Origin of the sequence: Streptomyces vietnamensis, from assembly GCF_000830005.1 — a bacterium.
Lineage (GTDB): Bacteria > Actinomycetota > Actinomycetes > Streptomycetales > Streptomycetaceae > Streptomyces > Streptomyces vietnamensis.
Window position 1 is genome coordinate 6,616,737 of record NZ_CP010407.1, and the last position, 25,722, is coordinate 6,642,458.

Here is a 25,722-nt window from a genome sequence, read left to right on the forward strand (position 1 = left end):
TGTGTTGATGGAGCCATGGCCAAACAGAACGTGGCGGAACAGTTCGTCGACATCCTCGTCCGCGCGGGCGTCCGGCGCCTGTACGGAGTGGTCGGGGACAGCCTCAACCCGGTCGTCGACGCGATCCGCCGTACCCGCGCGATCGACTGGATCCAGGTGCGGCACGAGGAGACCGCCGCCTTCGCCGCGGGCGCCGAGGCCCAGATCACCGGCAGCCTCGCCGCCTGCGCCGGCTCCTGCGGGCCCGGCAACCTCCACCTCATCAACGGCCTGTACGACGCCCACCGCTCCATGGCCCCGGTCCTCGCGCTCGCCTCGCACATCCCGTCCAGCGAGATCGGCCTCTCCTACTTCCAGGAGACCCACCCCGACCAGCTGTTCCGCGAATGCAGCCACTACAGCGAACTCATCTCCAACCCGAAGCAGATGCCCCGGCTGCTCCACACGGCGATCCAGCACGCCGTCGGCGGCCGCGGCGTCAGCGTCGTCTCGCTGCCCGGCGACATCGCCTCCCAGCCGGCCCCGGAGAAGACGGCGGAGACCGCGCTCGTCACCACCCGGCCCACCGTCCGCCCGGGGGACGCCGAGATCGACGCCCTCGTCCGGATGATCGACGACGCCGACCGGGTGACGCTGTTCTGCGGCAGCGGTACGGCGGGGGCGCACGCCGAGGTGATGCAGTTCGCCGAGCGGATCAAGTCGCCGGTCGGCCACGCCCTGCGCGGCAAGGAGTGGATCCAGTACGACAATCCGTACGACGTCGGCATGAGCGGTCTGCTCGGGTACGGCGCCGCCTACGAGGCCACCCACGAGTGCGACCTGCTGATCCTGCTCGGCACCGACTTCCCGTACAACGCCTTCCTGCCCGACGACGTGAAGATCGTGCAGGTGGACGTCCGGCCCGAGCACCTCGGCCGCCGCTCCCGGCTCGACCTGGCCGTCTGGGGGGACGTCCGGGAGACCCTGCGCTGTGTGATCCCGCGCGTCCGCGACAAGGCCGACCGCCGCTTCCTCGACAAGATACTGAAGAAGCACGCCGACGCGCTGGAGGGCGTCGTCAAGGCGTACACCCGCAAGGTCGAGAAGCACGTCCCGATCCACCCCGAGTACGTCGCCTCCGTCATCGACGAACTCGCCGCCGACGACGCCGTCTTCACCGTCGACACCGGCATGTGCAACGTCTGGGCGGCCCGCTACCTCTCGCCCAACGGGCAGCGCAGGATCATCGGTTCGTTCAGCCACGGCTCCATGGCGAACGCCCTGCCGCAGGCGATCGGCGCCCAGTTCACCGACCGGAACCGCCAGGTCGTCTCGCTCTCCGGCGACGGCGGCTTCTCGATGCTGATGGGCGACTTCCTGACCCTCGTCCAGTACGACCTGCCCGTGAAGGTGATCGTCTTCAACAACTCCTCCCTGTCCATGGTCGAGCTGGAGATGCTGGTCGCCGGACTCCCCTCGTACGGGACGACGAACAAGAACCCGGACTTCGCCGCCATCGCCCGCGCCGCCGGGGCCTACGGCGTCCGGGTCGAGAAGCCCAAGCACCTCGTCGGCGCGCTCAAGGACGCCTTCAAGCACAAGGGCCCGGCCCTGGTCGACGTCGTCACCGACCCCAACGCGCTCTCCATCCCGCCGAAGATCAGCGCCGACATGGTGACCGGCTTCGCGCTCTCCGCCAGCAAGATCGTCCTGGACGGGGGAGTGGGCCGCATGCTCCAGATGGCCCGCTCCAACCTGCGCAACGTGCCCAGACCCTGACCCTCCGCCATCACCTCATGAATGCGGACGGTGACACGGGGCATGCATCCCCGTGAGCCTGTTCGACGCGACCTGTGGGTGGGGGATATGGCCGGGGAGGCACGACAGCCGACTCAACTGCTCAGAAAGGTGGGATGCGCGGATCTCACCGCGGTGCCGGAGGTGCGACATGCCCTGCGTGAACTGCTGCGGAAGTGGGGCGGACCGGGCGCCTCCGACGTGGCCGAACTGCTCACCAGCGAACTGGTGACCAACGCCCTGGTGCACACCGAGCACGGGGCCGTCGTGACCGCGACGGTCGTCCCCGAACAGCTGAGGGTCGAGGTCCGTGACTTCGTTCCCGGACTCAAACGGCCGCCCGTACCGCCCGCCGACGACGGTACGCACGGCCGGGGGCTCGTCCTCGTCCAGGCCCTCGCCGACTCCTGGGGAGTCGAGGAGCACGGGGTGGGCAAGGTGGTGTGGTTCGAACTGAACGGCGGGGGCGCCTGAGGGCGGCCCCGCCGGATTTCCTTGATGCCGATGCCGATGCCGATGCCGATGGTGATGCCTCAGCCGAACTGCTGCTCCAGATCCTTGAGCTTGCGCTCCAGGGAGTCGAGACGCGGCAGCGCCTGGGTGTCGTCCTCGGCGGTGAGGTCCACCGTCCGGGACTCACCGGGCCGGGGTTCGTCGCCCCTCACGGCTTGCAGGGAGGGCCGGGGTCGAAGCGGCAGCTGTCCGGGGTCCGCTATGGCGGGCTCCGCGACGGCGGCCTGCACGGCGGCCGTCGCGGAGCCCGAACCGCCGCCCGCACCCGGGCCGGGATTCGCACCGGCCGAGGCGTTGAGCGCCGCCATCTCCACCTGGCGCCCACCGCCGCGGCCGAGCCCGAAGGCACGGTGCTGACGGTTGATCGCCTTGAGCCTCGCCCGGTCCAGCTTGACCTGGTCGCGCCGGCGGAGCCGGTTCTGCTCCTTCTCCCGCCGGTCCTCGCGCACCTCGTCGACCGCCTCGTCCAGGGTCCGTACGCCCTCCAGGAGCATCAGCGACCAGGCCGCGAAGGTCTCCCGGGGTGCCCTCAGCCACCGCACGATGCGGATCTGCGGCAGCGGGCGGGGCACCAGGCCCTGCTCGCGCAGCGCCGCCCTGCGGGTCTGCTTCAGCGCCCGGTCGAAGAGGACCGCCGCCGAGAGGGACATGCCCGCGAAGAAGTGCGGAGCCCCGTCGTGGCCCATGCCGCGCGGTGCGTGCACCCAGTTGAACCAGGCCGCCGCGCCCGCGAACAGCCAGACGAGCAGGCGCGAGCCGAGGGCCGCGTCGCCGTGGCTGGCCTCGCGGACCGCGAGCACCGAGCAGAACATGGCGGCGCCGTCGAGGCCGAAGGGGACGAGGTACTCCCAGCCCCCGGCGAGGTTGAGGTTCTGCCGGCCGAAGCCCACGAGGCCGTGGAAGGAGAGCGCCGCCGCGACGGCCGCGCAGAGGAAGAGCAGCCCGTACGAGGCGAAGCCGTAGACGGCCTCCTTGCGTCTGCGGCGCTCCTCGCTGCGTTCCCAGGAGTCGTCGGCCGCGGCCTGGTCACCGGCGCGCTTCCCGCGCGCGAGCACCGCCACCGCCGTCAGGACTCCGGCCACCATCACGCCACCCGGAAGCAGCCAGTCCAGCGATATGTCGGTCAGTCTCATGCGGTGTCCCTTGCATCGCAGTAGGGCGTTCAGCGGCCCATACTGACCGACCCCGCGGGGCGCTCAAGGGGTTTCCGGGCAAGAGCACGCCATCGGGGGCGCGGGGCATACGAATAGGTGCGATCTGGTCGAACGCGCATACAAGGAAGGGGATTTGAGTTCGATTTACGCCACCCGGAAGGGTGGCGTAATCCCTCGGGAGCCTCAGGCGGTCGCGGTCAGCCGGCGGACGCGCTCGGCGTCGCAGGTGCGCGGGCAGGTGAGGCAGGTGTCCTCGGGGCGCAGCGTGTAGAAGAAGCAGCAGGCGGCCCGGTCGCGGGTGGCGCGCGGAGTCCCGTCCGGCTCCTCGGCACCGGCCAGCTCGCGGAAGCCCGCCCCGCCCGCGTACGGCTCGTACGGCTTGGGGGTGCCCGGCAGGAGGAGTTCGAGTTCCTCCCTCGCCCGCGGCTCCTCGCCGAGCAGGGCCGCGACGTACCAGAGGCCCTCGACGATCTCGTCCGTGGCCATCCCCCACAGGGCTCGGCGGCCGCGCCGCATCCGGGGTCCGAAGCCGTCGAGCACGGCCGCGAAGTGCTCGGCGAGCGAGGCGCGCACCTCGGCCCGCAGCGCCTCCTCGCCGACGACGACCCGGGCGCCGGGCAGGGCGGCCGCGGGGTCGTCCGGCAGGCAGGCGAACTCCTCCACCCGGACCGCCAGGCGGCCGAGCGCGCGCTGGAAGGCCACGTTCCGGACGGGTAGCCGGGGCACCCGGCGGTCCAGGAACCACGGGACGGTGACGAGGAGGCAGGCCGGCCAGACGTACCGGTGCAGTCCGAAACCGGCGACGACGTCGGGGCGGGCCCGGGTGCCGTAGTCCCGCAGCACCTGCGCGTCGTCCCAGGCGAGGAAGGCGTCGAGGGCGGGTCCGCCGGCCGCGAGCGCGTCCGCGCCGACCCAGCCCGCGCCGTCCGGCAGCCGCTCGCCCCGGGCGGTTTCCTCTATCCGGAGGCCGGGGAAGACCTCGGCGAGCCGGGCGTAGGAGGCCGCGACGGGCGAGGCGGGGAGGGCGGGCAACAGGGCGGGGACGGTCATGCGGACCACCGAATCGCGAGCACTGGAAGGTTAGCCTTACCTTACCCGATTCGGGGTGGCCTCTCACCACCGGCGAACCCCTCCCACCTGCGAGGCAGCCCGTATGCCCCGGATGTCGGTCCGTTCGCCTATGGTGCACAGGGGACCCGGACGACGCGAGCCGGGCCCGGCACGAAGCCGCAGGAGGACCCGGGTGGAGCAGGGCGCAGCGCGCGAGCGGACGACGGAGAGGCCGTCCCCGCCCTTCGGCGACGCCGCGGGCTCCCTCGGCGGGGCCGTACGGGTACCGGAACAGGCGCGCGGTACGGAAGCGGCCCGCGGCGAGCACACCCACGGCGAACCGGCGGCCCCCCGCCCCCGCACCGTGCAACGGCACTCCGTCCGCGGCCAGATCCTCGAAGCCCTCCGCACCGCCCTCGTCGGCGGCGAGCTCCGCCCCGGCGAGGTGTACTCCGCCCCCGCCCTCGCCGAGCGCTTCGGCGTCTCCGCCACCCCCGTCCGCGAGGCCATGCAGCGCCTCGCCGTCGAGGGGGCCGTCGAGGTCGTGCCCAACCGCGGCTTCCGCGTCACCGAGCGCACCCCCCGCGAGCTCGCCGAGCTCGCCGAGGTCCGCGCGCTCATCGAGGTCCCCGTCATGCTCCGGCTCGCCCGTACCGTCCCCGCCGCCCGCTGGGCGGAACTCCGGCCGCTCGCCGAGGCCACCGCGGCCGCCGCCGCCCGCGGCGACCGCGCCCACTACGCCGAGACCGACCGGGCCTTCCACCGGGCCGTCCTCTCCCTCGCCGGGAACGAACAGCTCCTCGCCGTCGCCGACGACCTCCACCGCCGCTCCCAGTGGCCCCTGATCAGCGCCCCCGCCCTCAGCCACGGCGTCCTCGTCGCCGACGCGGCCGAGCACACCGCCCTGCTCGACGCCCTGATCGCCCAGGACCTGGCGGTCGTCCAGACCCTGGTACGAGAGCACTTCGCCGGCTCCGAGTACTAGGGGGCGCCGGCGGTCGTCCCGGCCTCGGTACGAGAGCACTTCGCCGGATCGGAGTACTGAGCGTCCGGTACGACTAAGGTCGAAGACGTCAGCAGCCCGCACCGCGTCACCCGTGAGGTGTCCCATGCCGTCCGCGATCCCGTCCCCGGCATGGGACGGTACGGAAGCCGAGGCCACCGCCCTGCTCGGCTGGCTCACCGACCCCGAGGCGCCCCGGCTCTGCCTCGTCACCGGCGCCCCCGGCAGCGGCAAGACGGCCCTCCTCCGCTGGCTCGCCGCGTACGGCCCGCGCTCCGGCCGCTCCCGCCGGCGCACCGCCCGGACGCTCGTCCCGCTCGCCGGGCAGAGCGCGCTCGGCGCGGCCTGGACCCTCGCCGACCGCCTCGGCGTCGTCGCCCGGTCGCCCGGCGACCTCGTCCACGCCCTCGCCACCAGCGAGGCGCGGCCCGCCGGCCGGGCCGTCCTCCTCCTCACGGACCTCCACGCCGCCGCCGAACCCGCCGCGCTCACCCGGCTCATCGCGGAGCTCGCCGGCGTCGGAAGGATCCGGCTCGTGGTCGAGGCCCGGAGCGACACCCCGGCCCCCGCCGTGCTGCGCGCCGAACGCCGGGTCACCGTCGTCGACCTCGACGGCGAACCGGAGACCGCCGACGGCGCCGTGGCGGAGCCCGCCCCGCCGCTGCCGGACCTCTCCGACCCGGTGGCCGTCTGTGCGGCCGACCCGCTGCTCGTCACCACGGCGTACGTCACCGGCGCCGCGCTCGCCGGGGTGCCCGGCACCCTCGACGGGCCCGAACCGTCCGCCCGGCCCGGCGAGGGCACCGCCGACGAACACGGCGGACTCCGGACCGCCTGGATGCGCGCCGGACAGTCGCTCTGCCGTCAACAGGCCCCGGCGGAACGGGCGTTGGTCCTCCTCGCCGCGCTCGGCGACGGCGCCGACCCCCGGCTCCGCCCCGCGCTCGCCGAACTCGCGGAGGGCGCCCCCTGGCGGGTCCGGTGGGCCCGCCACCGCGGCGACCTCAACCCGCCCTGGCCCGGCCCGGTCACCGTGCTCGGCGCGGCGGGCGGCCCCCTGGAGGGCACCCTCCTCGTCGGCGACCCCACCGGCACCGTACGGCTCCTCCACGAGGCCGACGCGAGTCCCGTCGGGCGCCTCGCGCACAGTGTCCCCGGCCGGATCACCGCCCTCGCGCCCGCGCCCGACGGCACGGTGCTGCTCCTGGACGACCGGGGCCGGCTGCACTCCGTACGGGGAACGGCGCCCCGGCCCCCGTACCTGGAACGGCTCACCGAGGCGGTCTCGGCGACCCTGGCCCGCCACCCGGGCACGGCCCTCGCGGCGATCGCCGGCTCGGTGGTGGTGGGGGACCGTCTCGGCTCCGTCCACGCCTTCGGCCTGACGGGCCTTCACCAGTCGGCCTCGCACAGCGGCCGGGTCACGGCCGTCGCCGCGGTCGAGTCCGAGACCCCGTTCGTCTGCTCCGGCGGCGCCGACGGGAGCGTCCGGCTCTGGACCCCGGGCCGCGACGCGCACCCCGAACCCCTCGCCGAACGCCCCTCGCCGGTCGTCTCCCTGCACGCGACCGAGACCCCGCACGGGCCGCTGGTCGCCGCGGCCTGGGCCGACGGCCTCGTCGAACTCCTCCGTCCCGAGGGCGGCCCGACGCTCTCCTTCCGCCCGGGCCCTCCGGTCCGCGCGGTCGCCGTCACCGGCGCCGGCTCCCTCCTCGTCGGCACCGACGAGAGCCTGGTGTGCCTCGTGCCGAGGAGCTGACCGCGTGACGTGACGTCAGGTGGCGGCCCGGGGTGTCAACTGGGCCGACAGCCAGGTCGGCACCCCGCCGAGCAGCTGGAAGAGGCGCCGCGCCTCGGCGCGCAGCCGGCCCGCCTCCGGTTCGGTCTCCGTGGTCGCCAGGGCCGTGAGCGCCGGGGCCGTACCCACCAGGTAGCCCAGCTCCTCGCGGATCCGCAGGGACTCCGCGAAACCGTGCCGCGCCTCCGCCAACTCCCCTTCGCGCAGGGCGAGTCCGGCGAGGTGCCGCCAGGTGAAGGAGAGCAGCAGCGAGTCCCCCTGGGCGGTCGCCCCGGCGTGCGCCCTGCGGTACGCGGCGCGGGCCGCCTGCGGGGAGTCGCCGAGATTCTGGGCGATGAGCCCGCGCCGGAAGTCCAGGAGCGGCCGCCCGCCGGCGGAGGGGCCGATCAGGGCCGCCGCCCGGCCCAGCGCCATCCGGGCCTCGTCGGCCCGGTCGCGTACGCCCAACAGCGTGGAGGCGTACGCGAGATAGCCGCGTTCGCAGGCCGCGGCCCCGCGTTCCTCGTCGGTGCCGGCCACCGCCTCGGCCGCCCGGAGCGCCTCCTCGGCGTCGGCCCAGCCCTTCTCGGTGTAGAGGCAGCGCTCGATGAGCAGCGCCGCCCGTTCCAGTGCGGCCGCCGGTTCGTTCGCGTGCGGCGCGAGCAGCGCGGCCGCGTCCGTCCAGCAACCTCGGGAGCGGAGCCGCCATATGGCGGTCTCCACCGGTGTCTCCTTGCCGTAGGCGAGGGACGGATCTTCGCCACCCCTTGATTCGGAACCAGACATGGCGGTATCCGCCACATTGCCCTCCCCGAGCGCGCCATCGAGCTGTTGAGTAGGACGGCATCTCAGCACGAACGGCAGTACCCGGCCAAGGGGTCGGGTGAAAAATTTCACAAACTCGCGGTGGGGTGAAGACCCCCGCCCCGACCCGGTCCGACGGATCGGCGGATCGCCGATCGGCCCGTGATCACGGCGGTGATCAGGCCCGGAATCGGCCCGCGGGGCCCCACGCCGAGGGCCCGCCGCGGTCCCGTTCGCCACACCTCCGGACTCGCCCGAAGGAGTGAATCATCGGGACCCCGTCGGGCCCTGGTGCTTCCGGTTCGGTTCACCCGAACGGCGTCAGCTCATCCGCAGCGCGAGGAAGAAGTCGAGCTTGTCCTCCAGGCGGGAGAGGTCACGGCCGGTGAGCTGCTCGATCCGGCCCACCCGGTAGCGCAGCGTGTTCACGTGCAGGTGGAGGCGGGTCGCACAGCGGGTCCAGGAGCCGTCGCAGTCGAGGAACGCCTCCAGGGTCGGGATGAGCTCCGCCCGGTGGCGGCGGTCGTAGTCGCGCAGCGGGTCGAGCAGCCGGGCCGTGAAGGCGCGCCGGACGTCGTCCGGGACGAACGGCAGCAGCAGCACGTGCGAGGCCAGCTCGTGGTGCCCGGCGGCGCAGACCCGGCCCGGGCGGGCGGCGGCCACCCGGCGGGCGTGCCGGGCCTCCTCCAGGGCCCCGCGCAGGCCCTCCGCCGACGCCACGGCCGCGCTGACGCCCAGCGTGAGGCGCCCGTCGCCGTCGAGACCCGAGGAGAGCGGCGCCCGTACGGCGGTGAGCAGCGCGTCCGCGTGCAGGCCGAGGGCGGGGGCCGGGCCCTCGTCCTCGCTCTCCGGCAGCGGGCCCGTGGCCAGCGGGACCAGGGCGATCGCCTCGTCGCCGCTGTGCGCGACCGCGATCCGGTCGGCCGACTCGGCGCCGACGGTCGCCGGGTCGACGAGGATCTCCTCCAGGAGCGCCTGCGCGACCGGCCCGCTGTCCACGGGGGCCTGACCGGCCTCCTGCTCCCACTCCACGCGGGCGACGACGACCTGCCAGTGCGGGGCCGTGCCGAGCCCGGGCAGCAGCACCGGGGCGGCGACCCGCAGCCGGGCGGCGATCTCGGCGGGCGCGGCGCCCGTCTGCACCAGCTCAAGGACCTCCTGGGCGAGCCGGCGCCGTACCGTGCGGGCCGCGTCGCGCCGGTCCCGCTCGACGGCGATCAGCTGGGTGACGCCCTGGAGCAGGTCGAGCCGGGCGGCGGGCCACTCCCCGGCGTCCGCCTCGACGGCGAGCAGCCAGTCCGACAGGACCGTCTCGCGCACGTCCCGGGAGGCGGGCGCGGCGCCCCGGCCGGTGTTGCGGATCGGGAAGAGCGAGTACGTGGATCCGGCGACGCTCAGCCGGTGCGGGCCGCGCCGGCCGGTCCGGGTGGCGGCCAGGTGCTCACCGGCCAGCGTGGCGGCGAGCCCGGCGTCCAGGGGCTCTCCCGCGCCCGCGATCTGGCGGCCGGTGGGGGAGAGGACCCAGGCCCGCAGGTCCAGGTCGGAGCCGAGGAGGTCGAGGACGACCTCGGGGCCGCCGCCCGCCGGTCCCGAGGTCATGAGCCGCCGGTGCCGGTCGACGACGGCGGCCAGGTCGCCGGCCCGCTCGCCGGAGACCTGTCGAACAACGTGCTCGGTGATCGTCGCGAACGCAACGGACTCGTTCACTGCGAACAGCGGGAGCCGGTGGCGCAAACACGCCTCTACGAGATCGTCGGGGACGGGGCCGAGCTCGGCCTCGCCCGCGGCCAGGGCGGCCACGCCGGCCGAGGCCAGGATGCGGACGAAGGGCTCGGAGTCGGCCGGCTCCGTCCGCCAGGCGAGGCCGGTCAGCACCAGCTCGCCGCCGGACAGGTACCGGCTGGGGTCCTTGAGGTCCGTCGTCATCACGCCTCGGACGGTCCGGTCCAGCTCGTCCTCGCCGCCGAGCAGGCGCAGCCCGAGCGCGTCGTTCTCCAGCAGTGCGCGCAGCCGCATCGTGTCGCCGCCGTTCCTTCGTTCGGTGATGGTGGAAGTGTCGCGTTGTCGACGGTGGGGTGGTGCCACCGTTTCCAGGGGAAAACAGCGAGGTTTCCGTTCCCCGCCTTTCGTTCGAATCTACAAGACGACGACGGGCACCAGCCAACTCCTTCATGTTTTCGGTGACTGCACCCGGGCGATCGTGGCTTGTGTACTAGGCCACACACCGCGTGAACAGCACATGAACACGATGTCGAGGGCCGGCCGTCCCCCCGGACCCACTAGCTCGACCCCCGATCACCAGAATCACTAGAAGAGAGCCACCATGGACTTCCTTCGCCCCGCCAGCTGGGAGGAGGCGCTCGCCGCCAAGGCCGAGCACCCCACGGCCGTGCCCATCGCCGGTGGTACCGACGTCATGGTCGAGATCAACTTCGACCACCGACGCCCCGAGTACCTCCTGGACCTGAACCGTATCGAGCTGCTGCGCGAGTGGGAGGTCGGCGAGGAGAACGTCCGCCTCGGCGCCTCCGTTCCGTACACGCAGATCATGGAGAACCTGCGCGCAGAGCTCCCGGGTCTGGCACTGGCATCGCACACGGTCGCCTCCCCGCAGATCCGCAACCGCGGCGGCGTCGGCGGCAACCTCGGCACCGCGTCGCCCGCCGGCGACGCCCACCCGGCCCTGCTCGCCGCGGGCGCCGAGGTCGAGGTCGAGTCGGTGCGCGGCAACCGCTTCATCCCGATCGACGAGTTCTACACCGGCGTGAAGCGCAACGCGCTCCAGCCCGACGAGCTCATCAAGACCGTCCACATCAAGAAGGCGGACGGCCCCCAGCAGTACTCCAAGGTCGGCACCCGCAACGCGATGGTCATCGCCGTCTGCGCCTTCGGCCTGGCCCTGCACCCGGAGACCCGGACCGTACGCACCGGCATCGGCTCCGCCGCGCCGACCCCGATCCGCGCCAAGGAGGCCGAGGCCTTCCTGAACGCGGCTCTGGAAGAGGGCGGCTTCTGGGACAACGGCAAGATCATCACCCCCTCGATCGCGAAGCAGTTCGCCGACCTGTGCTCGGCCGCCGCCAACCCGATCGACGACGTCCGAGGCACCGCCAAGTACCGGCGCCACGCCGTCGGCATCATGGCTCGCCGCCAGCTCGGCTGGACCTGGGAGCAGTACCGCGGCGCCGGCCGCACGCTTGAGGGAGCTGCATAACCATGCGCGTGAATTTCACGGTCAACGGTCGTCCGCAGGAAGCCGACGACGTCTGGGAGGGCGAGTCCCTCCTCTACGTTCTGCGTGAGCGCCTGGGTCTGCCCGGCTCCAAGAACGCGTGCGAGCAGGGCGAGTGCGGTTCCTGCACCGTCCGTCTCGACGGCGTGCCGGTCTGTTCGTGTCTGGTCGCCGCCGGTCAGGTCGAGGGCCGCGAGGTCGTCACCGTCGAGGGCCTGGCGGAGTACGCCAAGCAGCGCGAGGAGCACGGCGGCTGCGCGAGCGGCGCCTGCGGCACCTCGATCGACGAGGCCAAGCGCTGGGAGGCCAAGCCCCAGGACTCGCAGACCGGCGAGGGTGTCGAACTCTCCCCGATCCAGCAGGCGTTCATCGACGCCGGCGCCGTCCAGTGCGGTTTCTGCACCCCCGGTCTGCTCGTCGCGGCCGACGAGATGCTGGAGCGCAACCCGTCCCCGACGGACGCGGACATCCGCGAGGCGCTCTCCGGCAACCTCTGCCGCTGCACCGGTTACGAGAAGATCCTCGACGCGGTCCGCCTCGCGGCCGCTCGCCAGGAGCGTCAGGGAGAGGCGGTCTGACGATGGCTCAGAACACACTTCCGGTGGGCACGCCCACCGACGTCACCCAGAACCACGTCAAGGGCGGCATCGGCGAGTCCACGCTCCGCCCCGACGGCACCCTCAAGGTCACCGGCGAGTTCGCCTACTCCTCGGACATGTGGCACGAGGACATGCTGTGGGGCCAGATCCTGCGCTCCACCGTCGCGCACGCCGAGATCGTGTCCATCGACACCTCCGAGGCCCTCACGATGGACGGCGTCTACGCCGTGCTGACCCACGAGGACCTGCCGGCCGCGAAGAACTACGGCATGGAGTTCCAGGACACCCCGGTCCTCGCCTACGGCAAGGTCCGTCACCACGGTGAGCCGGTCGCCCTCGTGGCCGCCGACCACCCGGAGACCGCCCGCCGCGCCGCCGCCAAGATCAAGATCGAGTACCGGGAGCTCCCGCTCATCACGGACGAGGCCTCCGCCCTCGCCCCGGACGCGATCCTGGTCCACGAGAACCGCGACGACCACCACTCCGGTCACGTCCCGCACCCCAACATCGTGCACCGCCAGCCGATCATCCGCGGCAACGCCGCCGAGGCCGCCAAGCGCGCCGACGTGATCGTCAAGGGCGAGTACACCTTCGGCATGCAGGACCAGGCCTTCCTCGGCCCCGAGTCCGGCCTCGCGGTCCCGGCCGAGGACGGCGGCGTCGACCTGTACGTCGCCACCCAGTGGCTGCACTCGGACCTCAAGCAGATCGCCCCCTGCCTCGGCCTGCCCGAGGAGAAGGTCCGGATGACCATGGCCGGTGTCGGCGGCGCCTTCGGCGGCCGCGAGGACATCTCCATGCAGATCCTCGCCTCCGTCCTCGCCCTGCGCACCGGCAAGCCGGTCAAGATGGTCTACAACCGGTACGAGTCCTTCTTCGGGCACGTCCACCGGCACCCGGCGAAGCTCTACTACGAGCACGGCGCCACCAAGGACGGCAAGCTCACGCACGTGAAGTGCAAGATCGTGCTCGACGGCGGCGCGTACGCCTCGTCCACGGCCTCGGTCGTCGGCAACGCCTCCTCCCTCTCGATCGGCCCCTACGTCGTCGAGGACGTGGAGATCGAGGCGATCGGCCTCTACACCAACAACCCGCCCTGCGGCGCCATGCGCGGCTTCGGCGCGGTCCAGGCCTGCTTCGCCTACGAGGCCCAGATGGACAAGCTCGCGGCCAAGCTGGGCATGGACCCGGTGGAGCTGCGCCAGCTCAACGCCATGGAGCAGGGCACGATCATGCCGACCGGCCAGGTCGTGGACTCGCCGGCCCCGGTCGCCGAGCTGCTTCGCCGGGTCAAGGCCCGCCCGCTGCCGCCGGAGCGCCAGTGGGAGACCGCCGGCGAGGGCGCGGACGTCCGCGCGCTGCCGGGCGGCCTGTCCAACACCTCGCACGGCGAGGGCGTCGTCCGGGGCGTCGGCTACGCCGTCGGCATCAAGAACGTCGGCTTCTCCGAGGGCTTCGACGACTACTCGACCGCCAAGATCCGCATCGAGGTCATCAACGGCGAGGCCGTCGCCACGGTCCACACCGCCGCGGCGGAGGTCGGCCAGGGCGGCGTCACGATCCACGCGCAGATCGCCCGCACCGAGCTCGGTGTCCAGCAGGTCACCATCCACCCCGCGGACACGCAGGTTGGCTCGGCCGGTTCGACCTCCGCGGGCCGCCAGACGTACATGACCGGCGGCGCCATCAAGAACTCCTGCGAGCTCGTCCGCGAGAAGGTCCTGGAGATCGGCCGGCGCAAGTTCGGCTCGTACCACCCGGCCTGGGCCAACGCCGAACTCCTCCTGGAGGGCGGCAAGGTCGTCACCGACGGCGGCGAGGCCCTCGCCTCCATCGCGGACGTCCTGGAGGACCAGGTCGTCGAGATCGAGGAGGAGTGGCGGCACCGCCCCACCCAGGCCTTCGACCTCGTCACCGGCCAGGGCGACGGCCACGTCCAGTACGCCTTCGCCGCGCACCGCGCGGTCGTCGAGGTGGACACCGAGCTCGGCCTCGTCAAGGTCATCGAGCTGGCCTGCGCGCAGGACGTCGGCAAGGCGGTCAACCCGCTCTCCGTGGTCGGCCAGATCCAGGGTGGCACCACCCAGGGCCTGGGCGTCGCGGTGATGGAGGAGATCATCGTCGACCCGAAGACCGCGAAGGTGCGCAACCCCTCCTTCACGGACTACCTGATCCCGACGATCCTCGACACGCCGACCATCCCGGTCGACTACCTCGAGCTGGCCGACCCCAACGCGCCGTACGGCGTCCGGGGCATCGGCGAGGCCCCGACCCTGTCGTCCACCCCGGCCGTCCTCGCGGCGATCCGGGCGGCGACGGGCCTGGAGCTCAACAAGACGCCGGTCCGCCCCGAGGCGCTCACCGGCACCCTGTAGGACTCTCCGGGCGGTGCGTGCCTCCCAGGAACGTCACACTTCCACCGCCCGCACCGCCCGGAGCACTCCCTCGACGGAGTACCCGCACCACCCCCGTAGTACCGCAGTAACCCGTTCGTCTCGGGCCGTCCCCCGGGTCGTGCAGCCAACGCAATATCCCAAATCCCGCAGCTTCACGTCAGAGCTTCGAAGTCTGATGCGGGTGCCCCTTTGAACCTTGGGAGTAGGCCCCATGACCCAGTCGTCTGTGGAGCCCAAGACCACCGCGGAAGACGCGGGCTCCGGCTCGCGCACCCCCGCCGGACGTTCTTGGCTCGACCGGTACTTTCACATCTCGGAGAGAGGATCCACCGTCGCGACGGAGATCCGCGGCGGCGTCACCACCTTCATGGCGATGGCGTACATTCTCCTGCTCAACCCGATCCTCCTCGGCGGCCCGGACGTCGACAAGCACGTCCTCGCCACCTCCGCCGTCATCACGGCGACCGCCTTCGCGGCGGCGGTGACCACCCTGCTGATGGGCTTCGTCGGCAAGGTCCCGCTCGTCCTCGCGGCCGGTCTCAGCGTCTCCGGTGTGCTCGCGACCCAGGTCGTGCCCAAGATGACCTGGCCCCAGGCCATGGGCATGTGCGTCGTCTACGGTCTGGTGATCTGCCTCCTGGTGGTCACCGGTCTCCGCGAGATGATCATGAACGCGATCCCGCTGCCGCTCAAGCACGGCATCACCATCGGCATCGGCCTCTTCATCGCGCTGATCGGCTTCAACAAGGCCGGCTTCGTGGGCGCGGGACCGCAGTTCGGCCCGCCCATCACCCTCGGCGCCGGCGGCGAGCTCGTCGGCTGGCCGGTCCTGATCTTCGCGGTCACCCTGCTCGCGATCTTCGCCCTCCAGGCCCGCAAGGTTCCGGGCGCGATCCTCATCGGCATCGTCGCCGGCACCATCGTCTCCCTGATCGTCAACGCGGTCGCGGACATCCCGGCCAAGGGCCCGGGCTCCTGGGCGAACGGCGCTCCCGAGCTCAAGGGCAGCGCGGTCTCCAGCCCGGACTTCTCGCTCTTCGGCGACGTCTCCTTCGGCGGCTGGGGCGACGTCGGCTTCATCACCATCGGCGTCATCGTCTTCACCCTGGTCCTCGCCGGCTTCTTCGACGCGATGGCCACCATCATCGGCGTCGGCACCGAGGCCAACCTCGCCGACGACAAGGGCCGCATGCCCGGCCTCTCCAAGGCGCTGTTCATCGACGGCGCGGGCGGCGCGATCGGCGGCGTCTCCGGCGCCTCCGGCCAGACCGTGTTCGTCGAGTCCGCCACCGGCGTCGGTGAGGGCGCCCGTACCGGCCTCTCCTCGACCGTCACCGGCCTCTTCTTCGCGGCCTGCCTCTTCTTCACGCCGATCACCCAGATCGTGCCCCGTGAGGTCGGCTCCGCCGCCCTGGTCGTCATCGGCGCGATGATGATGATGAACGCCAAGCACGTGAACTGGGGCGACAGCTCCGTCGCGATCCCGGTCTTCCTGACCGTCGTCCTGATGCCCTTCACCTACAGCATCACCCCGGGTGTCGCGGCCGGCGTCATCGCCTACACCGTCATCAAGGTGGCGCAGGGCAAGGCGCGCGAGGTCGGTGCGTTCATGTGGGCCCTGACCGCGATCTTCGTCGTGTTCTTCGCCCTCCACCCGATCGAGGGTTGGCTGGGCGTCAGCTGACACCCGACAATCACCCTCCGTACACACCCAAGGAGACCGACATGCTGGACATCGCCGAAGAGCTGCACCGGTGGGTCGAGCAGGGACGCACGTTCGCCGTCGCCACCGTGGTGGCGGTCGGCGGCAGCGCGCCCCGGCAGCCGGGAGCCGCACTCGCCGTCGACAGCGACGGCACGGCGATCGGATCGGTCTCCGGCGGGTGTGTGGAGGGCGCGGTCTACGACCTGTGCGTCCAGGCCCTCGAAGACGGCAGGACCGTCGTCGAGCGCTTCGGCTACAGCGACGAGGACGCCTTCGCGGTCGGCCTGACCTGCGGCGGCATCATCGACATCCTCGTCACCCCGGTGCGCGGCGGGGTCTTCCCCGCCGCGCTCGCGGCCGCCGCCACCGGGGAGGCGGCAGCCCTGGCCCGGATCGTCTCGGGCCCCGACGAGCTGATGGGCCAGGCCCTCCTCGTCCGCCCCGACGGCTCGTACGAGGGGAAGCTCGGCGGCCACCCCGAGCTGGACCGCACCGCGGCCGCCGAAGCCCTCGCGATGCTCGACGCGGGCCGCACCGGCACCGTGGAGATCGGCGAGGACGGCAGCCGCTGCGGACAGCCGCTGACCCTCATCGTCGAGTCCTCCGTCCCCGCCCCCCGCATGATCGTCTTCGGCGCCATAGACTTCGCCTCCGCCCTCGTCCGGGTCGGCAAGTTCCTCGGCTACCACGTCACCGTCTGCGACGCCCGGCCGATCTTCGCGACGCCGGCCCGCTTCCCCGAGGCCGACGAGATCGTCGTCGACTGGCCCCACCGCTACCTGGCGTCGACGGAGGTCGACGGCCGGACCGTGCTCTGCGTCCTCACGCACGACGCCAAGTTCGACGTCCCCCTCCTCCGGGCCGCCCTGAAGCTTCCCGTCGCCTACATCGGCGCGATGGGCTCCCGCCGCACCCACGAGGACCGCAACGAGCGCCTCCGCGAGGTCGGCGTCACCGAACTCGAACTCGCCCGCCTGCGCTCCCCGATAGGCCTCGACCTCGGCGCGCGCACCCCCGAGGAGACCGCCCTGTCGATCGGCGCGGAGATCGTCGCCAACCGCCGCGGCGGCAGCGGCGTCTCCCTCACCGGCGCCCACACCCCGATCCACCACGACGGACCGCGCGAACCGGACGGACGCATAGGTTCGGTCGCATAGCTCCGTTCCCCGGACCGCACCCGCGCCGGCGGATAGATTCTCGACGTGGACCAGCTCACCGCCGAAGACCCGACACACGTGGGCCCGTACCGTCTCATCGCCCGACTCGGGGCGGGCGGCATGGGCCTCGTCTACCTCGGTCGCGACGACGTCGGCCGTACGGTCGCCGTCAAGGTCGTCCAGTCCGAGTACGCCTCCCAGCCGGAGTTCCGCAGACGCTTCGCCCGCGAGGTGGCGGCCGCCCGAAGAGTGGGCGGCAGCTGGACCGCGGACGTCCTCGACGCGGACACCGACACCGGCGTCGCGGTGCCCTGGGTCGCCACCCAGTACATCGCCGGGCCCGACCTGACCACCGTCGTCGCCCGGGACTTCGGCCCGCTGCCCGAGCACTCCGTCCGCGTCCTCGCCAACCGCCTCGCCCTCGCGCTGCGGGTCGTGCACGACGCCGGCCTGATCCACCGCGACCTCAAACCGTCCAACGTCCTGGTCACGGTGGACGGGCCCCGCGTCATCGACTTCGGCATCGCCCGCGCCATGGACAGCCTGGCCGGGGACAGCCTGCACACCCGCACCGGCATGCTGATCGGCTCGCCCGGCTTCATGTCCCCGGAGCAGGTCCGCGGCCTCGAACTCACCCCGGCCAGCGATGTGTTCTGCCTGGGTGCCGTCCTCGTGTACGCCGCCACCGGCCGCCTCCTCTTCGGCGCCACCGACACCGGTCTGAACGCCCACCTCTTCCGGGTCGCCGAGGAGGAACCCGACCTCACGGGCGTACCGGAATCACTGCTCGGCCTCGTCCGCGCCTGCCTGGAGAAGGACCCGGCCGCGCGGCCCACGCCCGAGCGGATCGCCGCCCTCACCGAGGGGGACGCCGGCGGGGTCTGGCTGCCGGGTGAGGTCCTGGTCCAACTGGGGCGACACGCGGCGCAGTTGCTGGACTACGTACCGGCGGCGCGCGCGGAGGCGCCGGCTGATCGGCCCGTGGTGCGACCGGCCGCTCAGCCCGTGACGGAGACGGCGCCCCGCGACTCGGCACCCACGCACGTACCGGCACCCGCCTACACCCCGACGGCTCCGGCCCACGAGGTCCCCGCCCCGTCGACCGGCCGCGGCCGGGGCCTGGCGGTGATCGTGTTCGCTCAACTGGCGGTGCTGCTCGGGGCGGTGACGCAGGACCCCTTCGGCCTCGACCGGGAGAGCCCGGAGCTGTACTCCTTCGCCGTCCCCTTCGCGGCCTTCCTGCTGCTCGGCGGGCACCTCGCCGACCGGCTGGGTGGCAGGCGGACGCTGGTCGTCGGCCTGTCGGGCCTCGCGGCGGCCTGTGTGCTGGGAGGCTCGGCCTCCGCGATCGCCCCCACCCCCGCCGCGCTGATCACGGCCCGCGTCCTCCAGGGCGGCTTCGGCGCCCTGGTGACGGCGGCGGCGCTGACCCTGGTGGCCACCGCCTTCCCCGAACCGAAGGCACGGGCCAGGGCCTTCGGCGTCTACACCACGGCCGGCATCGGCGCGCCCGTCGTCGCGCTCCAGCTCGCGGGGTTGAACTGGGGCCCGGTCCTGGGCGTCGCCGCCCTCCTCGCCCTGATCGCCCTGGCTGGGACGCGCGCCCTGCCGCACGACCGCCCGGACCGCACCGGCACCCGCTTCGACCTGCCCGGAGTCCTGCTCGGCACCTTCGCGATCGCCCTGCTCCTGTACGGCTCCACCAAGGCGACGCACGGCTGGGGCACCCCCCTGGCCATGGGCCTGCTCATCGGAGGCACGGCCCTGCTCGGGGCCTTCCTGGGACGGCAGAGCGCCGCGACGAACCCGCTGCTGCCCCCGTACGTCCTCAAGGACCGCAACAGGCTCGGCGGCCTCCTCGCCATGCTCCTCGCCGGCGTCGGCATCCTCGCCCTGCTGCCGCCCCTGGCGTCGATCCTGACGTGGGACCTCGGGTACTCCCCGTCCCAGGCCGGTCTCGCCCTGCTGCCCATGGTCGCCGCACTCGCCGTCGCCGCCGTCCAGGTCGCCCCGCGCCTGCTGCGCCGGGGCGTCGCGCCCCGCGTCCTCGTCGTGGCGGGCCTGGTACTCACCCCGCTCGGCGTGGCCCTGACCATCGTCGGGATCGAGAACGGCGCCGGATACGCGGTGCTGCTCCCGGCCACGGTCCTCGCGGGTCTCGGGGCCGGCCTGGCCTTCATGCCGCTCTTCGCCACGGTGGTTGCCGCCGGCCTCGGCCGGCACACGGGAGCGGCGGCCGCCGCGGTCGTCACGGCCCAGACGCTGGGCACGGACTTCGGCGCGGCAGCCGCCATCGGCTACGGCGGGCCGCCCTGGTGGGCGATCGTCGTCCTGCTGCTCGCGGGGCTCGTCGCGGGCCTGATGGTGACGACCAGGGCGACGGCCTAGACGCCCAGCAGGCCCCGGAGGTGGGCGCAGGCCGCCGCCTCCGTGTCGTGCGTGGCGACCGGCTCGTACGCGCCCCGCTCGTACACCCCGGTCTCCCAGCCGTCGGCACCCCTCCGCAGATAGACGAAGTCCGGCGGGGTGGGCGCCGGTTCGTGGACGCCCTCGATCCAGTAGTACGCGGCGGGCACCCCGGCCTCCCGGAGTGCCCGTTCCAGCGATTGACGGTCGGTCACGCGGGGACGCGCACCAGGTAGCCGTTGTCGAGCAGCCACTTCACGTTGAGGCGCTGGCCGTCGCCCGGGTTCAGGAACGCCGGGTCCAGCTTGATCTGGCGGCCGCCGCCCGGCTGCTCGAACCAGGGCGCGATGGAGCCCTCCCAGACGACGAAGCTCTTCGTCACCTCGTACAGGTGGTAGTCGCAGGGGAAGGCCGCGTCACGGGTGTTGAGGTTCTGCGGGGGAAGCGCCCGCTTGGCGTAGGCGTCGCCGGCCGGGGCCAGGTAGGAGCCGTACTCCGAGCCGAAGCGGTCCAGGCGCTCGCCCTCCTCCAGGAGCTCGGGCGCCTTGTCGACGGTGCCGTTGACCTCGCCGAAGCCGTCGTTCGGCGGGTACTTCCAGCTGCCGGTGTCCGCCGGGCCCTCCCAGTACTTCTTGAGGAAGTCGGCGGACGAGAGCTGCCCGGTCCGGTGGTAGTGGTTGAGGAGCGGGCCCACCGGCTCCTGCCACTTCTTCGGCAGGAACTTCGGGCCGAGCCGCTTGTCGCCCTCGAACTCCCCGGTGCAGGGCGCCGGGGGAGCGGCGACGGGCTTCTCGGCGGGGGCGGCCTGCGCCGCGGGGGCCGCGGCGAGGGCGGCGGTGACGCCCATGGCGGCGAGGACTGCACGGATCCTGAGGACGGTACGGCTGCGCTCCACGCGGAGGCTCCCTGAGGTGGGGTGGGTGGTCAGTGGCGCCGCACACGGTAGTGGATCACGTGCTCAGAGTGATCGAACGCGGGCGGAAACCGGCCATGTGTGTTCGTCGGGTCCGGTCGGACCTTTCGGGCGGGCCTTTCGGTCGGGCCTTCCGCCAGGGCTTCCGGTCAGGCCTTCCGGTCAGGCCTTTCGGAGGCCGCTGAGCAGCAGTTCGGCCAGCTGGTCGTACGCCTCGGCGTCGGCCAGACCGGTCGCCGCGGCCACCTGGCGCCGCTGGATGCGGACCATCACCGAGGAGATGACGTCGGCCGCGAAGGTCACGTGCACCTCGCGGAACACCCCGGCCCGCACGCCCTCCTCGATGAGCTGCTGCACCCGGCCCGCCGCCGCGCGCGTGTTGCGCTCGTACACCTCCGCCGCCGGCTCGAAGGCCGCCACGTCGTCGAAGAACTGCGGCGAGACGGGGGCCAGCTCGGCCGAAACCGCCCGCAGATAGGCGGCGAGCCGCTCGGCCGGATCCGTCGCGGCGGCGAGGACCGCCTCGACCCGGGCCGTGGCGCGCCGGAAGAAGTGCACGACCGCCGCCCGGACCAGCTGCTCCTTGCTGCCGGCCAGGCCGTACAGGGTCCGCTTCGAGCAGCGCAGCCGCGCGGCGAGGTCGTCGAGCGTCAGCCGGGCGAAGCCCTCGCCGACGAGCAGGGCGACGAGCTCCTCGAACAGGGCGGAGCGGCGTGCCGCTCCGCGGCCCGTCAGCTTGGGGGCGTCGGCGGAGGTCTCGATCACTCCGCCAGTATTCCAGGCCGCCGTTTCGGGGGGTTACGGCAGCACCCTTCTGCGCTACGCTAACCGGTACTGCAGTACCTCCCCCAGTACCACTTTGCGCGCCGCTGGAGTCGCCATGGATGTCGACCGCCTGCTTCCCACCCCCGAGGCAGCGGACCTCATCGCCCTCACCCGGGAGATCGCCGACAAGGAACTCTCTCCGCGGGTGGACGAGCACGAGGCCGCCGAGGCCTATCCCGAAGGGCTCTTCGCCACCCTCGGCGAGGCCGGACTCCTCGGCCTCCCGTACCCCGAGGAGTACGGCGGCGGAGGCCAGCCCTACGAGGTCTACCTCCAGGTCCTGGAGGAGCTCGCCGCGCGCTGGGCCGCCGTCGCCGTCGCCACCAGCGTCCACACCCTCGCCTGCCACCCCCTCCACACCTTCGGCACCGACGGGCAGAAGGAACGCTGGCTGCCCGCGATGCTGGAGGGCCGGGCCATCGGCGGCTACAGCCTCTCCGAGCCGCAGGCCGGCTCCGACGCCGCCGCCCTCACCTGCAAGGCCGAGCGCCAGGACGACGGCAGCGGCTACCGCGTCACCGGCACCAAGGCCTGGATCACCCACGGCGGCAAGGCCGACTTCTACGCCCTCTTCGCCCGCACCGCACCCGGCGGCCACGGCATCTCCTGCTTCCTCGCCCCCGGCGCCACCGAAGGGCTCTCGTTCGGCGCGCCCGAGCGCAAGATGGGCCTCCAGGCCGTCCCGACGACGGCCGCGTACTGGGACGGCGCCCTCATCGAGGAGGACCGGCGCATCGGGGACGAGGGCCAGGGCCTCCAGATCGCCTTCAGCGCCCTCGACAGCGGCCGCCTCGGCATCGCCGCCTGCGCGACGGGCCTCGCCCAGGCCGCGCTCGACGCCGCCGTCGTGTACGCCAACGAGCGCACCACCTTCGGCCGCAGGATCGTCGACCACCAGGGCCTCGGCTTCCTCCTCGCCGACATGGCCGCCGCCGTCGACGCGGCCCGCGCCACCTATCTGGACGCGGCCCGCCGCCGCGACCTCGGCCGCCCCTTCAGCCGCCAGGCCAGCGCGGCGAAGCTCATCGCCACGGACACGGCCATGAGGGTCACCACGGACGCCGTCCAGGTCTTCGGCGGCTACGGCTACACGCGGGACTTCCCGGTCGAGCGGTACATGCGCGAGGCGAAGATCATGCAGATCTTCGAAGGCACGAACCAGATCCAGCGGCTCGTCATCAGCCGGGGGCTCGCCCGGCCCGCCTGACCCGAGGTTCCCTCCTGACCCGAGGTTCCCTCCGCCCCCGGCAGCTACGGAGCGCCGGGGGCGGACGCGTGTCGTGGTGGTGCCGCGGCGAGCAGCGCCGTGGCCGTCGCCGCCGTCAGGGCGGCCGGGAGCGACCAGGCCGCCAGGGGACCTGCGGCCGCGGCGCCCAGGGCGAAGCCGGTGATCTTGAGGCTCGCGCCGGTGGTGAAGATCTGACCGCGCAGATGGTCGGGGGACTCCCGGTGCCGCACCGCGAACAGGGCGGTCAGCTGGGGTCCTTCACCGAGTCCTGAGACGAGGAAGCCGGTCACGAGGGCTGCCGGGCTGCCCGTCAGGGCGAGCGCGGGGGCGACGGACTGGGCCAGGGCCCCGGCCCGTACGAGCGCGTCGGGGGAGAGGGGGAGCGGGAAGCGGGCGAGCAGGGCGTTGGCCGCGAGGGCGGAGACCGCCGCGCAGGAGAGCAGGACCGCGCCTCGACCGGCTCCGCCGAGGACCTGGGTGCCGAGGAGCGGGACGCAGGCGGTCAGCATGCCCTGGGCGGTGCAGGAGACGACGGAGGTACGGGTCGCCCGGGCCAGGCTCCGGTTCCGGAGGACGGCCCGGGTGCCGGCGACGAGCACGCGGCCGACGCGCGAGGGCCCCGGGACACGACGGGACGGGGCGGTCGTGAACGGCACGCGCGCGGCCTGAGGGGCCCGGGCGCGCGAGGCCCGTGGCTCCTGGGCTCGGCCGGCACGTGCCTTCCGGGCCTGCGGGGCGTGTGGCTCATCCGGTCGGGCGGCCCGACGCGGGACGGCCCACGCCGCCGGGGCCGCCGCGGCGACGAAGGCCGCCGCCAGTACCACCGCCGTCGGTGCGCCCAGGCCCTCCGCCGCCCCGCCCGCCAGCGCCGGGCCCGCCAGGGCCGCCGCGGTGAAGGTCAGCGAGTCGAGCGCGTTCGCCCGGGGGAGGCGCTCCGGGCCCGCCACCCGGGGCAGCTGGGCCGACCAGCCTCCCGAGAGGGCCGGACCCACGAGGCCCGTGAGGAACGCCGTCGCCACCGTGACGGCGAACGGCAGGCGGCCGAGCCCGATCAGTACGAGCGTCAGGCCCGTCGCGTACAGGACGAGCGCTGCGGCGAGCAGACGGCCTGGGCGCGCCACCCCGTCGAGGAACGCGCCGAGCACCGGTCCGCCGAGCGCGGCGGAGACGCTGACGGCCGCGAGCAGTGCCGACGCCTCCGCCGTTGACCCGGCGAGCGCGAAACCGGCCAGGAGCAGCGCCGGTCCGGCCGCCTCGTCCCCGATACGGGCCAGCAGCGCCCCGGTCAGATACGTGTGGGTCCGCATCCGCAGGACCGTACGGAGGTAACTCAAAACTTCGCAAGATGCGTTACATTCCGGAGGTGTCCGATGCCGACTGGTCCACCCGTCACTCCGTCCTGACCACAGCCCGCCGCACCGCCGCCCTCCTCAACGTGCTCGCCGACGACCGGCCCGACCCGGGCCACGTGGCCTCCGTGCTCCTGGAGTACGGGGAAGCAGGACCCATCGAGCTCGGGCCCGACGAGGTCGACGAGATGCGCGTCGCCGCCGCCCTCCTGCGGCAGGTCTTCGCCGCCGCGACCGCCGACGAGGCCGCCCTCGTCCTCAACCGGCTCCTGCGGGAGCACACCGGCCCGCTTCGGCTGACCTCGCACGGCGGCACCACGCCCTGGCACGCGCACATCGACCGGGACGACGACGCGCCCTGGGCCGAGTGGCTGCTCGCCTCCTCCTGCATGGCGCTCGCCGTCCTCCTCTGGGACCTCCAGCGCCCGCCCGGCAGGACCTGCGCCTCGGGCAGCTGCCGGAACGTCTTCGTCGCGCAGGGCAGCGGGCCGGAGCGCCGTTACTGCTCCCGGCGCTGCGCCACCCGCGAGCGGGTCGCGGCGCACCGGGGCCGGCACTCCGCCGGGGGCTCAGGCGACGCCGCGCAGGGGCCTGCGTGAGGCCGCCGCTCCGAGCAGGGCGGCGATCTCCGTGAGGCCGTGGCGTTCGGCGTGGTGGAGGGCCGTGCGGCCGTAGGGGTCGGGGAGTTCGGGATCGGCGCCCGATGCGAGGAGCAGGGCGACGACCTTCTGGTGGGCGCTGCCTCCGTCGCCGAGGATCACGGCCTCCAGGAGCGCGGTCCAGCCGAGCCGGTTGACGTGGTCGACGTCGATCGCGGTCTCGTGGAGCACGGCCCGGACGTACGGCACGTGGCCGCGCTCGGCGGCGGGGATCAGCGCGGTGCCGCCGTAGCGGTTGGTCAGCTGCAGGTCCGGGCCCGCCGGGAGCAGGGTCCGCATCATGGCGACGCTGCCCGTGACGCCGGTGACCAGCCAGGGGCTGTCGGACCGGTCGTCCTGCGCGTTCGGGTCGGCGCCCGCGGCGAGGAGCTCCCGCGCGGCGGGGACGTGGTCGCGGAGCGCGGCCCGCAGCAGCGGGGTGCGGCGGTGCCGGTCGCGGACGTCGACGCGGGCGCCCGCGTCGAGGGCCGCGCGGACGGCGACGGCGTCACCGTGCGCGGCGGCCGCCAGGAGGGTGTGGTCGAGCGCGTTCATGGCGGGTTCCTCGTACGCGGGCGCCTGCCCTGGGGCTTACCTGCCGAGGGCGGCCACGCCGGCCTGGGCGAACTTCTCGTCGAGGTCGCCCGAGGGGGCGCCGGCGACGCCGATGCCCGCGATCGGGGCGCCCTTGGCGGTGACGGGGGCACCACCGGCGAGGAACAGGGTGCCGGGGATGTCCTTCAGGGTCGGCGCGTTGGCCAGGCGGCCGGCGAGGACGGAGGTCGGGGCGTTCCAGGAGACGGCCGTGAAGGCCTTGCGCTCGGCGGACTCGTAGGACTGCGGGCCGGCGCCGTCGCCGCGCAGGGTGACGATGGTGTTGCCGTTGCGGTCGACGACCGCGACGGACACCCGCTGGTTCTCCTTCTCGGCGGCGTCGAGGGTCGCCCGGGCGGCCTTCGACGCGGTCTCGATCGTCAGGTGCGTGGAACGGGTCGTGTTCTTGTTCTTGGCGTCCGCTTTGGCGGTGGCGGCGGTCGGCGCGGCCGCCGTGTCCTCGCCGGTGGCGCTCGCGGAGTAGGCCCCGAAGCCGCCGAGGGCGAGGGCGGCGACGATCGCGCCACCGGTCACGACACGGGTGCGCGAGGAGGCCTTCTTCACGTGCTTCATGGGATCTGCTCCAGTGAACTCGGGGAACCG

Annotated in this window: 22 protein-coding genes; 12 read left to right on the plus strand and 10 right to left on the minus strand. The window is 73.3% G+C overall.

The window, feature by feature from the left end:
* Positions 1 to 15: 15 nt before the first annotated feature.
* The gene (locus SVTN_RS29705; RefSeq protein WP_041131860.1) at positions 16 to 1,758 is read left to right on the plus strand and encodes a pyruvate dehydrogenase; all 1,743 of its coding nucleotides are present in this window, start codon (positions 16 to 18) and stop codon (positions 1,756 to 1,758) included.
* 42 nt (positions 1,759 to 1,800) lie between these two features.
* On the plus strand, positions 1,801 to 2,250 hold the full coding sequence (locus SVTN_RS29710; protein ID WP_063782290.1) for an ATP-binding protein: 450 nt from the start codon (positions 1,801 to 1,803) through the stop codon (positions 2,248 to 2,250).
* A gap of 59 nt (positions 2,251 to 2,309) precedes the next feature.
* Here the strand turns inward: SVTN_RS29710 and SVTN_RS29715 are convergent, their stop codons facing one another.
* Both SVTN_RS29715 and SVTN_RS29720 read right to left on the minus strand, forming a co-directional pair.
* Positions 2,310 to 3,422, minus strand: a complete 1,113-nt coding sequence (locus tag SVTN_RS29715) for a DUF2637 domain-containing protein (RefSeq protein ID WP_041131861.1) — start codon at positions 3,420 to 3,422, stop codon at positions 2,310 to 2,312.
* A 204-nt stretch (positions 3,423 to 3,626) separates the two neighbouring features.
* Entirely contained in the window at positions 3,627 to 4,493 is an 867-nt protein-coding gene (locus tag SVTN_RS29720; RefSeq protein WP_041131862.1) for a (2Fe-2S)-binding protein, read from the minus strand.
* A 193-nt stretch (positions 4,494 to 4,686) separates the two neighbouring features.
* Between SVTN_RS29720 and SVTN_RS29725 the strand changes: the two genes are divergently transcribed.
* Positions 4,687 to 5,478 (plus strand): GntR family transcriptional regulator, encoded by a 792-nt coding sequence (locus SVTN_RS29725; protein ID WP_041131863.1) that lies wholly within the window; start codon positions 4,687 to 4,689, stop codon positions 5,476 to 5,478.
* 124 nt (positions 5,479 to 5,602) lie between these two features.
* The gene (locus SVTN_RS29730; RefSeq protein WP_041131864.1) at positions 5,603 to 7,255 is read left to right on the plus strand and encodes a hypothetical protein; all 1,653 of its coding nucleotides are present in this window, start codon (positions 5,603 to 5,605) and stop codon (positions 7,253 to 7,255) included.
* Positions 7,256 to 7,270: 15 nt separating this feature from the next.
* Here the strand turns inward: SVTN_RS29730 and SVTN_RS29735 are convergent, their stop codons facing one another.
* Both SVTN_RS29735 and SVTN_RS29740 read right to left on the minus strand, forming a co-directional pair.
* On the minus strand, positions 7,271 to 8,059 hold the full coding sequence (locus SVTN_RS29735; RefSeq protein ID WP_041131865.1) for a hypothetical protein: 789 nt from the start codon (positions 8,057 to 8,059) through the stop codon (positions 7,271 to 7,273).
* A gap of 339 nt (positions 8,060 to 8,398) precedes the next feature.
* A complete protein-coding gene (locus SVTN_RS29740; protein WP_041131866.1) occupies positions 8,399 to 10,093 on the minus strand; it encodes a PucR family transcriptional regulator in 1,695 nt (564 codons plus the stop codon).
* 307 nt (positions 10,094 to 10,400) lie between these two features.
* Here SVTN_RS29740 and SVTN_RS29745 point away from each other — a divergent pair, with 307 nt between their 5' ends.
* The 6 genes from SVTN_RS29745 to SVTN_RS41170 all read left to right on the plus strand — a co-directional run bounded on the left by SVTN_RS29745 (position 10,401) and on the right by SVTN_RS41170 (position 19,554).
* Positions 10,401 to 11,291: an FAD binding domain-containing protein gene (locus SVTN_RS29745; protein ID WP_041131867.1), complete on the plus strand. Its 891-nt coding sequence runs from the start codon at positions 10,401 to 10,403 to the stop codon at positions 11,289 to 11,291.
* A 2-nt stretch (positions 11,292 to 11,293) separates the two neighbouring features.
* Positions 11,294 to 11,887, plus strand: a complete 594-nt coding sequence (locus tag SVTN_RS29750; RefSeq protein WP_041131868.1) for a (2Fe-2S)-binding protein — start codon at positions 11,294 to 11,296, stop codon at positions 11,885 to 11,887.
* 2 nt (positions 11,888 to 11,889) lie between these two features.
* Positions 11,890 to 14,283, plus strand: coding sequence for a xanthine dehydrogenase family protein molybdopterin-binding subunit (locus SVTN_RS29755; RefSeq protein ID WP_041131869.1), 2,394 nt, complete (start codon positions 11,890 to 11,892; stop codon positions 14,281 to 14,283).
* Between the two features lie 232 nt (positions 14,284 to 14,515).
* The gene (locus tag SVTN_RS29760) at positions 14,516 to 15,988 is read left to right on the plus strand and encodes an NCS2 family permease (protein WP_041131870.1); all 1,473 of its coding nucleotides are present in this window, start codon (positions 14,516 to 14,518) and stop codon (positions 15,986 to 15,988) included.
* Between the two features lie 41 nt (positions 15,989 to 16,029).
* Positions 16,030 to 17,166, plus strand: a complete 1,137-nt coding sequence (locus SVTN_RS29765; protein ID WP_041131871.1) for an XdhC family protein — start codon at positions 16,030 to 16,032, stop codon at positions 17,164 to 17,166.
* A gap of 45 nt (positions 17,167 to 17,211) precedes the next feature.
* Positions 17,212 to 19,554: a bifunctional serine/threonine protein kinase/MFS transporter gene (locus SVTN_RS41170; protein WP_052499366.1), complete on the plus strand. Its 2,343-nt coding sequence runs from the start codon at positions 17,212 to 17,214 to the stop codon at positions 19,552 to 19,554.
* On the opposite strand, the gene SVTN_RS29775 is transcribed toward SVTN_RS41170, so the two are convergent.
* The 3 genes from SVTN_RS29775 to SVTN_RS29785 all read right to left on the minus strand — a co-directional run bounded on the left by SVTN_RS29775 (position 19,551) and on the right by SVTN_RS29785 (position 21,250).
* Positions 19,551 to 19,787 carry a hypothetical protein gene (locus SVTN_RS29775; RefSeq protein WP_041131872.1) on the minus strand — a complete coding sequence of 79 codons (237 nt, stop codon included), beginning with the start codon at positions 19,785 to 19,787 and terminating at the stop codon, positions 19,551 to 19,553. The two genes, SVTN_RS41170 and SVTN_RS29775, sit on opposite strands and share 4 nt — an antisense overlap.
* The gene (locus tag SVTN_RS29780; RefSeq protein ID WP_041134367.1) at positions 19,784 to 20,419 is read right to left on the minus strand and encodes a TNT domain-containing protein; all 636 of its coding nucleotides are present in this window, start codon (positions 20,417 to 20,419) and stop codon (positions 19,784 to 19,786) included. The genes SVTN_RS29775 and SVTN_RS29780 overlap by 4 nt, the downstream gene beginning before the upstream one ends.
* A 228-nt stretch (positions 20,420 to 20,647) precedes the next feature.
* Entirely contained in the window at positions 20,648 to 21,250 is a 603-nt protein-coding gene (locus SVTN_RS29785; RefSeq protein ID WP_078908550.1) for a TetR/AcrR family transcriptional regulator, read from the minus strand.
* Positions 21,251 to 21,365: 115 nt separating this feature from the next.
* Here SVTN_RS29785 and SVTN_RS29790 point away from each other — a divergent pair, with 115 nt between their 5' ends.
* Complete coding sequence (locus SVTN_RS29790; protein WP_041131873.1) at positions 21,366 to 22,517, plus strand: acyl-CoA dehydrogenase family protein; 1,152 nt, start codon at positions 21,366 to 21,368, stop codon at positions 22,515 to 22,517.
* 44 nt (positions 22,518 to 22,561) lie between these two features.
* Here the strand turns inward: SVTN_RS29790 and SVTN_RS29795 are convergent, their stop codons facing one another.
* A complete protein-coding gene (locus SVTN_RS29795; RefSeq protein WP_052499367.1) occupies positions 22,562 to 23,845 on the minus strand; it encodes an MFS transporter in 1,284 nt (427 codons plus the stop codon).
* 38 nt (positions 23,846 to 23,883) lie between these two features.
* Between SVTN_RS29795 and SVTN_RS29800 the strand changes: the two genes are divergently transcribed.
* Positions 23,884 to 24,486: a CGNR zinc finger domain-containing protein gene (locus SVTN_RS29800; protein ID WP_041131874.1), complete on the plus strand. Its 603-nt coding sequence runs from the start codon at positions 23,884 to 23,886 to the stop codon at positions 24,484 to 24,486.
* Here the strand turns inward: SVTN_RS29800 and SVTN_RS29805 are convergent.
* Complete coding sequence (locus tag SVTN_RS29805; RefSeq protein ID WP_041131875.1) at positions 24,457 to 25,080, minus strand: ankyrin repeat domain-containing protein; 624 nt, start codon at positions 25,078 to 25,080, stop codon at positions 24,457 to 24,459. The genes SVTN_RS29800 and SVTN_RS29805 overlap by 30 nt on opposite strands.
* A gap of 36 nt (positions 25,081 to 25,116) precedes the next feature.
* Entirely contained in the window at positions 25,117 to 25,683 is a 567-nt protein-coding gene (locus SVTN_RS29810) for a GlcG/HbpS family heme-binding protein (protein ID WP_041134370.1), read from the minus strand.
* Between the last annotated feature and the right edge of the window lie 39 nt (positions 25,684 to 25,722).